This window comes from Porticoccus sp., assembly GCF_965660005.1.
GTDB lineage: Bacteria > Pseudomonadota > Gammaproteobacteria > Pseudomonadales > Porticoccaceae > Porticoccus.
Genome location: NZ_CBFHYF010000059.1, coordinates 1 through 8,297, shown reverse-complemented (window position 1 = coordinate 8,297; position 8,297 = coordinate 1). Strand labels below are relative to the sequence as shown.

Sequence of the window (8,297 nt, the reverse complement as noted above, 5' to 3'; positions counted from 1 at the left end):
ACCACAAAATGTCACTCGTAGCTGGGCAATTCAGCCGCCCCGCAATACGGAAGTGCTGGTCCTCGACACGCCCGCCAGACCGGACCTGAACAATCTCAGCCCATTGCTGCGTGAGGCGACCGCCATACTTTTGCCGGTGTTAACGGCCGAATTTGATTTGCACGCCATTGCCACTACCGTCCAGCAACTGCAGCGGATGCTGCCGTCCAAACAGACTATCGCCATGGTCTTGAATCGTGTGCCACGAACTGTCACCACCGCCAGACAGACAGAGGCGTTGGCCAAACAGTTTCAACTTCCGGTCATCGGCAGCTTGCGCAATTCGTGCAATTACCTCAACGCCGCCAGCCAGGGCCTCGGCATGGTCGAAATGCACGGAGCCCACTACAAGGGTGATCAAAAAGATATCGCGCGCATTGCCGAATGGTGTGCTGGCAAAACATCGGACAAACCTGTCCGGCAATTCAGGCAAATCAGCCCGGAAACCATTGCACTGGCCTGCAGTGCCTGACCTGCCATACCCGGACCGGCTTCAGTCGGGGCGCAATGAAAGCGCCAGCTGGTAAAGCGCGTTTTTCTGACCGCCGGTAATTCTGGCCGCCAGAGCGGCAGCCTGTTTGACGGGCAGATCATCCAGTAGCGTTTTCAGGATTCTCAATTGCTCTGCCTCGGACGCGCTGACAGCGTCAACGTTCCCTTTCACCATCACCACCATTTCGCCTTTTTGCTGGTTGCTGTCCGCGAAAACCTGCTGCAATATTGTCGTCAGGGTACCGGTCAGGAATGTCTCGAAGGTCTTGGTGATTTCTCTGGCCAGCACCGCTTCACGGTCGGAGCCGAAGGTGGCAATCATATCCCTCAGTGTGTCGAGTATCCGGTGAGGGGACTCATAAAAAATCATTGTCTGGGCTGATCCGGCAAGGGTTTCAAATCTTTTCAGTCTGGCGGCAGTTTTTGGCGGCGGGAACCCCTCAAAACTGAACCGGTCACTGGGCAAGCCAGAAGCGCTCAGGGCTGCAATAGCGGCGCAGGCACCGGGAATCGGCGTGACCCTGATGTCCCGCAACCGGGCCTCTCTGACCAGACGGTAGCCTGGATCAGAGATCAACGGCGTTCCCGCATCCGAGATAAGCGCCACCGTCTGGCCCTGTACCAGCATATCGAGAACCCGGCCCATCTGTTGCTCATCGCTGTGATCGTGATAGGCAGCCAGCGGTGTATCGATGCCGAGATGTTTCAGCAATCGACCACTGTGACGGGTATCCTCTGCAGCAATGAGATCAACCGCATGGAGAACCTCAACGGCTCGGGGTACCATATCACCCAGATTACCAATGGGCGTGGCCACCACATACAATTGACCCGGCATAAGAAATGACACCTATGTTCAAATTTAGAATAACAGCGATGGTGCTGCTGGGACTGGTTTTAGTGCTCGGCGGCTGCACTCAGACGGGCCGCGACACACCGAAAACCGGTCCGTCGACACCCTTGAGTCCCGCAGAGCGCGCCGAACAGGCGCTCTCACTGGCCGCGAACAGCATAGCACCGCACCGACAACTCCACCAACTGGATGCTGCCGAGTTTCTGGTACTCGCGGGAGACAACCAGCAGGCCCTAAAGGTATTGTCATCACTTGATCAGAATGCGCTTTCCGGTCAGCGCCTTGTGGACTTCCGCTTGCTGTTCGCCGAAGTGGCCATGGGCCAGGAACGGTTTTTTCTCGCAAGAGACTTACTCACAGACCCGGAATTCACAGCCAATGCTGGTCAACTGTCTACCAGCCTTCGGATTAAGTGGCAAAAACTGCGCGGGGAGCTGTTTTCACTATTGGGGGAAGATGAGCAAAGCATTCGCGCTTACGCGGAACTTTCCAGCCTGGTCAAATCAACCGGGGAACAGACAGCCATTTCCGAAGCGATATGGCGATTGCTGACCCACATTTCACAGAAGCACCTGGCGGCATTGCAGGCAACGGAATCCGATCCACTGCTACAGGGCTGGTACACACTTGCCAGCAGGGTTCGGAAAAACCAGGGCGATATGGACAAACAGCTCCGCGAGATAACAGATTGGCAAATTAAGTGGCCAGACCATCCTGCTGCCCTGCATCCGCCACCATCACTCACGGCATTACAGGAAGTCGCGAATAATCTCCCTGAACAGATTGCAGTGCTGCTGCCACTGCAGGGTTCCCTTGCAGAGGCAGGCAAAGCCATTCGCGGCGGCATACTCTCCGCCTGGTATGACGTCAGGGGAGCTCGCGGCAAGACACCATTAATACGTTTTTACGACACTTCCTCGAGCAATGACATCGGCCCTCTCTACCAGCAGGCTATCAGCGAAGGGGCCGAGCTGATCATAGGCCCGGTACAACGGGAAAAAGTTGGCCAGTTACTCGCCCTTCCGGACTTGCCGGTACCGACTGTGGCGCTCAATTATCTGGATACGCCCCGCACTGAGCCCCACCAGAATTTTTTTCAATTTGGCCTTTCCTCCACCGCTGAAGCGCGTCAGGTCGCCGACCGGGCATGGCTCGAGGGACGCCGGTTCGCACTAGCCATCACACCAGACTCCAACTCGGGAAGACGTGCATTGGCAGCATTCAGGGAGCGCTGGCAAGAGCGAGGCGGCACGCTGGTCGAAGTTCCCGCCTACGGAGCATCCCAGAGCGATTTCATCGCGCTGCTAAAGCCCGAACTTCAAATTGCACAGAGCATTGAGCGCAACAACCGCTTACAGCGTTTACTCGGTAAACAACTGGCTCATACGCCCAGGCGGCGCCAGGATCTGGACATGGTTTTTCTGATAGCCTCACCCAATCAGGCACGACAGATCAAACCCACACTGGGTTTTCTTTTCGCCAGTGATCTCCAGGTTTATGGCACTTCCCAACTTTTTAGCGGCATACAGGATCCGGCACGCAATCGCGATCTGGACGGGGTTCGTTTCAGCGCCATGCCCTGGACACTCCCCGGCTACAGTGCCGACTCTATGGGACCAGCAGAAGATCTTGAACCTATTTACCGGCATATGTTTGCGCTGGGCATTGATACCTACCATTTGCACCAATGGCTGGGGCAAATGCTGTTGTTTCCCAATATCCGGCTGCCCGGGAACACCGGCATGCTATATCTGACACCACCGGACACCATTGAACGGGAACAGCCCTGGGGTGTTTTTAAAAATGGCAGGGTGGTTCCCGCCATACAATTGCAGAAAAAAATCCTTAAAGCCGAGCACCAAGCGGCTTCTTCACATCAAACCCCTTGATACCAGCGAATAACTGTTCCAGTTATCGGGAAATACATACGGGGGAAAGTATCAGAAAAAAGGAATTTTCAAATGACGAAAGGGAAACCACCGGCCCGCTCGAACCAGAGCGGTGCTATTGCCGAACAGTGGGCCAGAACATTTTTGGAAAGACAGGGTCTGGTGACCCTGCATCGGAATTACCGGACCCCACAGGGAGAAATCGACCTGATAATGCAGGAGGGTCAGACCGTGGTCTTTGTCGAAGTTCGACTGCGCAATCATGCCGCCTTCGGTGGTGCGATCTATAGTATTGATCACAGGAAACAACGGCGAATCGTTGCTGCGGCCCGGCATTTTTTACAAGCCACTCGGACGTGGGACAAGGTAGCCTGCCGTTTTGATGCGGTGTGCCTCAGCAAAGACATCACTAATGACCCATCTTATCAGGTAGAATGGCTGCCAAACGCCTTTGACCACTAACCCCAGAAAACCAAAGAAAACCTATGGAATCCAGTGTTATTGAGCTATTTCACGAGAGCATTGAAGCGAAAATGGCTTGTGGCGAGACACTGGCACCATTGATTGTCGAAGCCAGCACAGTGGCGGTTCAACGGTTACTCCAGGGACAGAAGATACTCTGTTGTGGCAATGGCCTCTCCGCTTCACTATCAAATATTTTTTCCCAATCCCTGTTACTGCAATATAAACTGGAAAGGCCGGGTCTACCGGTAATCTGCCTGAACAGCAATAGCTCTACAATTACTGCTATCGGCCATTATCACAGTGTCAGTGAAATTTTCAGCAGACAACTAAAAACCTTGGGCCAGGCAGAGGATGTACTGGTTATCTTTAGCCTCGGGACCAACCCAAGCAATCTGGTCCAGGCAATTCACACCGCCCATGACCGCGACATTTCTGTCATTGGTTTTACTGGTGCAGGCGATGTCGACCTGTCGGCATTGCTGAGTGGCGACGATATTGAGATTCGCGTTGATCATCATGACCGACATCGCATCAGCGAAATTCATTTATTGAGCCTGTTCTGTCTTTGTGAGCTTATTGATCAACAATTGTTTGGAGGAAATTCTTGATGTTGCCACGTCTGGCACCTCTGTTACTCGCGGGTATGCTCGCTCTCTCGGGCTGCACCAGTATTATCCATGCAACCACCGACGAGCCAATCAAGCCCGACCCCTCGTCCACCTCGCTGGGCACCGATATTGATGACTGGCAGATGGAAACGCTGATCGGTGTCAATATCAAGAAAGCCCACACAGACCTTGAGAGAGCTCACGTCAACATTACAGCATACAATGGCGTGATTCTGCTGACCGGTGAAGTGGCTACCGGCGAGCTTCGTACACTGGCGGGTGATACAGCAAGAAAGTTTCGCGGCGTCCGTCAAGTACATAATGAACTGCAGATACGCACCCCAACATCCCTGATCTCGAGAAGCAATGACACCTGGCTAACCACCAAGGTAAAGGCCAAGCTAATTGCTGAAAAAAACCTGAAATCGTCGACCATTAAAGTGACCACTGAAAACAGCGTGATCTATCTGATGGGGCTCGTGACGCATAGTACCGCCGATCAGGCAGCCCTCATTGCCAGCAAAACCCGCGGTGCTCAGCGGGTGGTGAAGGTTTTTGAATATATCGATTAACAACGCTATCTATAAAAAAACCGGCCCGGCTGATCACCGGGCCGGTTTTTTTATTACTCGGGAATGACTAAATCAGTTCGACGGCAATCGCAGTGGCTTCTCCGCCACCAATACAGATAGCCGCCACACCCTTGCGCTTCCCATAGGTTTGCAAAGCACCCAGAAGAGTCACAATAATCCGGGCACCCGAGGCGCCAATGGGGTGACCCAGTGCACAGGCTCCACCGTGAATATTGACTTTTTCATGGGGCAAACCCAATTCTTTCATGGCCGCCATAGTGACACAGGCAAAGGCTTCGTTAATTTCAAACAGGTCCACATCGTCCTTGCTCCAGGCCACTTTCGCGAGCAGCTTATTGATGGCACCTACCGGAGCGGTTGTAAACCACTCAGGTTCCTGAGAATGGGTACTGTGGGCGTGAATGGTTGCCAGGGGTTTCATGCCCAGTTTTTCTGCAACAGAAAGACGGGTCAACACCAGGGCAGCAGCGCCATCACTGATAGAACTGGCATTGGCCGCTGTCACAGTGCCGTCTTTGATAAACGCCGGGCGCATTTGCGAGATTTTATCGGCAACCGATTTGCTAGGCTGCTCATCGATTGAGCAGACTACCTCACCCTTGCGGGTTTTAACGGTTACAGGCGTTATTTCATGCTCAAAACTGCCGTCCTTGATCGCCCGTTGAGCCCGCTCCAGTGAGGTCACGGCAAATGCATCCTGCTCCTCTCTGGTAAAACCGAATTTACTGACACATTTTTCGGCGAAAATACCCATCGCTTCGCCATTGTAGGCATCCTCAAGGCCATCCATTGTCATGTGGTCAAAAATCTGCGCATGCCCAAACCGGTAACCGCTGCGACCTTGGGTCATCAGGTATGGGGCGTTAGTCATGCTCTCCATTCCACCGGCTACAGCCACATCCACATTACCCAGTGTCAGGCTGTCACAGGCATTCATCACCGCTTTCATACCGGAGCCACATACCTTATTGAGGGTAGTGGCACCCACACTCGGCGGCAATCCCGCACCAATGGCAGCCTGGCGAGCCGGTGCCTGCCGGAGGCCAGCCGTGAGGCAACAACCCATATCCACGGAGTCAATCAGCTCTCCGGCAACCCCTGCCCGTTCAATGGCAGCCCTGATGGCCACGGCACCGAGCTCTGTTGTGGGAACACCGGTAAACTGCCCTTGCATGCTACCGATAGGCGTTCTTGCCATACCGGCAATGACAATTGGATCTGACATAATTGAGACCTCTATTTTACAATTCTGAGAGAGGGTTTTTTGCCATTGTCTCCAGCAATCCCTCCAGAAGGTTTCTCTTTCGATGGTACAGATTTCACAGGACCCGGCCCGGCAGGTGGTTGAGGATCGTGGCCAGTCTCTGGTTCGAACATCATACCCTGACCGTTTTCACGAGCATAAATGCCCAATATAGACTGCACAGGTAACTCTATCGTACTCGGCACCCCCCCAAATCGGGTAGTAAAGGAAATGATCCGGTTGTCCATCACCAACGAGGTTATTGCTCGCGGTGCCAGATTCAACACAATCTGTCCGTCACTGACATGTTGCTGGGGAACAGCAACCCCTGGATAAAAGGCATCGGCGACTATGTAGGGAGTGCAGTCGTTATCCACAATCCAGTCATAGAATGCCCGAACCAGATAAGCTTTATTTGACGTCATGCTCATGACAGTAATTTCGGCCCAATATCTCTGTGCTGCAGTTTACGAAAAAAGGGACATATCATGCCCCCTTTTCAAGATCCTTTCCGGCCACAGAGGGTTTTCACATATCCCTTTCAAACTCTGACAGACTTTCTGCAAAGGACGGCCGGTCAAACAATCGTTTCATATAGTCCTGTAAAGGCTTTGTCTGACGATTTGATGGCAGTTTAATCTCAAGGTGCTTTAATCGCCACAAAATAGGTGCCAGGCAGCAGTCGACCAGCGTGAACTCTTCGCTCATAAAAAATGGCAGATCGGCAAAGATCGGTGCAATGCTTGTCAAGCTGTCACAAAGCTCCTTGCGGGCTATTTCAACTGCCTTGTTGTCATTGCTGCCAATAATAAAATCCAGTTGACTACAGCAATCCCGCTCAATACGGTGCATGAACTGGCGGCTCAACGCTCTGGCCACGGGATAGACAGGCAGTAATGGCGGGTGAGGGAATCGCTCGTCGAGATACTCCATCATCACTTTGGTTTCATAGAGTGCCAGATCCCGATCTACCAGGGTAGGGAGGGATGCGTAGGGATTCAGTTCAAGTACATCTTCGGGCAAATTTTTGCCGTCGACATTTTCGATGTCTACCGTGACCCCTTTTTCTGCCAAAACAATACGTACACGATGGCTGTAGTGGCATGTAGGGTCAGAAAAAAACGTCATCGAAGATCGTTTTGCAACAACCCCCATAATAAAACCTCAGTTGTGTTGTTATTGGCAGTTGGATGGCGACCATACCATATGGTAGCCATCCCCATTGAAATCAGTGAATCTCTTTCCAGTATTCCCTGTTCAGCAACCAAACCCAGATGAAGAGGAAGGCAAGAAAGAGCAAAACGTAGGTGCCGATTCTCTTGCGATCCTCGACCATTGGTTCTGCGGTGTAGGAAAGAAAGTTTACCAAGTCATATGCCGCTTGGTCGTATTCCTCCGGAGACAGAGCCCCTTCCTGAATGAGTGTATAACGCCCGCAATTGTCTTCGAGGATTTCCTCGCGGGTCAAGGGATCTCGCTTCACACCACCATTGGCGGCGACCACGGGTCCCGGCGCGCACTCCTGAAGTCCCTGAAGATCGAGCAAGGCATGCGGCATGCCCACATCCTTGAACACCTTGTTATTGACGCCCATCGGACGGTTCGGATCGGCGTAGAAGTGTCGCAGGTAAGTATACACCCATTCGGATGTACGGGCGCGGGTAATCATGGTGAGGTCTGGCGGCGGGGCACCAAACCACTGTTTACCTTTTTTCTTGGTCATGGCAATTTTCATCAAGTCCCCGATCTTCTGATCGGCAAACACCAGATTGTCCATCACCAGACCTGCGGGCATTTTCAGGTCTGAGGCGACCCGGCCCCAACGTGAATACTCAGCTGAGTGACAACCCATGCAATAGTTTACAAACAGCTTGGCGCCTCGCTGCAAGGACACCTTGTCTGAGGGGTCGGCTTCGAATTCATCACAGGGGATGGTGCCGCAATGGTATTCCGACTCGGCACCGACCGCTTTCAGTGGCAGCCAGGCCAGCAGAATGACTAGCAACAACCCACCCATGGACTTCCAGAAACCAAAGCCACCATCAGTAGTCACCCGCTTCGGCTCAGGCTGGGTTTTCTCCATTCTGGTCCAGATCGGCATCGCCAGGAAGAACA

At 53.0% G+C, this 8,297-nt stretch carries 10 protein-coding genes; 5 read left to right on the top strand and 5 right to left on the bottom strand.

What is annotated here, in order from left to right; genetic code table 11:
- A partial coding sequence (locus ACTF5G_RS09490; protein WP_438952570.1) for a hypothetical protein occupies positions 1–511 on the top strand: 511 nt, incomplete at its 5' end.
- A gap of 21 nt (positions 512–532) precedes the next feature.
- Here ACTF5G_RS09490 and rsmI read toward each other — a convergent pair.
- Complete coding sequence (rsmI, locus tag ACTF5G_RS09485; RefSeq protein WP_438952569.1) at positions 533–1,369, bottom strand: 16S rRNA (cytidine(1402)-2'-O)-methyltransferase; 837 nt, start codon at positions 1,367–1,369, stop codon at positions 533–535.
- Positions 1,370–1,383: 14 nt separating this feature from the next.
- Here rsmI and ACTF5G_RS09480 point away from each other — a divergent pair, with 14 nt between their 5' ends.
- The 4 genes from ACTF5G_RS09480 (at position 1,384) to ACTF5G_RS09465 (ending at position 4,918) form a co-directional block, all read left to right on the top strand.
- Positions 1,384–3,273, top strand: a complete 1,890-nt coding sequence (locus ACTF5G_RS09480) for a penicillin-binding protein activator (protein WP_438952568.1) — start codon at positions 1,384–1,386, stop codon at positions 3,271–3,273.
- Between the two features lie 72 nt (positions 3,274–3,345).
- Complete coding sequence (locus ACTF5G_RS09475) at positions 3,346–3,735, top strand: YraN family protein (protein ID WP_438952567.1); 390 nt, start codon at positions 3,346–3,348, stop codon at positions 3,733–3,735.
- Between the two features lie 23 nt (positions 3,736–3,758).
- On the top strand, positions 3,759–4,346 hold the full coding sequence (locus ACTF5G_RS09470) for a D-sedoheptulose-7-phosphate isomerase (protein ID WP_438952566.1): 588 nt from the start codon (positions 3,759–3,761) through the stop codon (positions 4,344–4,346).
- Positions 4,346–4,918 (top strand): BON domain-containing protein, encoded by a 573-nt coding sequence (locus ACTF5G_RS09465; protein WP_438952565.1) that lies wholly within the window; start codon positions 4,346–4,348, stop codon positions 4,916–4,918. The genes ACTF5G_RS09470 and ACTF5G_RS09465 overlap by 1 nt, the downstream gene beginning before the upstream one ends.
- Before the next feature lie 67 nt (positions 4,919–4,985).
- On the opposite strand, the gene ACTF5G_RS09460 is transcribed toward ACTF5G_RS09465, so the two are convergent.
- The 4 genes from ACTF5G_RS09460 to ACTF5G_RS09445 all read right to left on the bottom strand — a co-directional run.
- The gene (locus ACTF5G_RS09460) at positions 4,986–6,164 is read right to left on the bottom strand and encodes an acetyl-CoA C-acyltransferase (protein WP_438952564.1); all 1,179 of its coding nucleotides are present in this window, start codon (positions 6,162–6,164) and stop codon (positions 4,986–4,988) included.
- Between the two features lie 11 nt (positions 6,165–6,175).
- Positions 6,176–6,613, bottom strand: a complete 438-nt coding sequence (locus tag ACTF5G_RS09455) for a ClpXP protease specificity-enhancing factor (RefSeq protein ID WP_036859260.1) — start codon at positions 6,611–6,613, stop codon at positions 6,176–6,178.
- 97 nt (positions 6,614–6,710) lie between these two features.
- Complete coding sequence (locus tag ACTF5G_RS09450; protein ID WP_348430629.1) at positions 6,711–7,337, bottom strand: glutathione S-transferase N-terminal domain-containing protein; 627 nt, start codon at positions 7,335–7,337, stop codon at positions 6,711–6,713.
- A gap of 73 nt (positions 7,338–7,410) precedes the next feature.
- Positions 7,411–8,297, bottom strand: an 887-nt coding sequence (locus ACTF5G_RS09445; RefSeq protein ID WP_438952563.1) for a cytochrome c1, incomplete at its 5' end; no start/stop codon positions are given.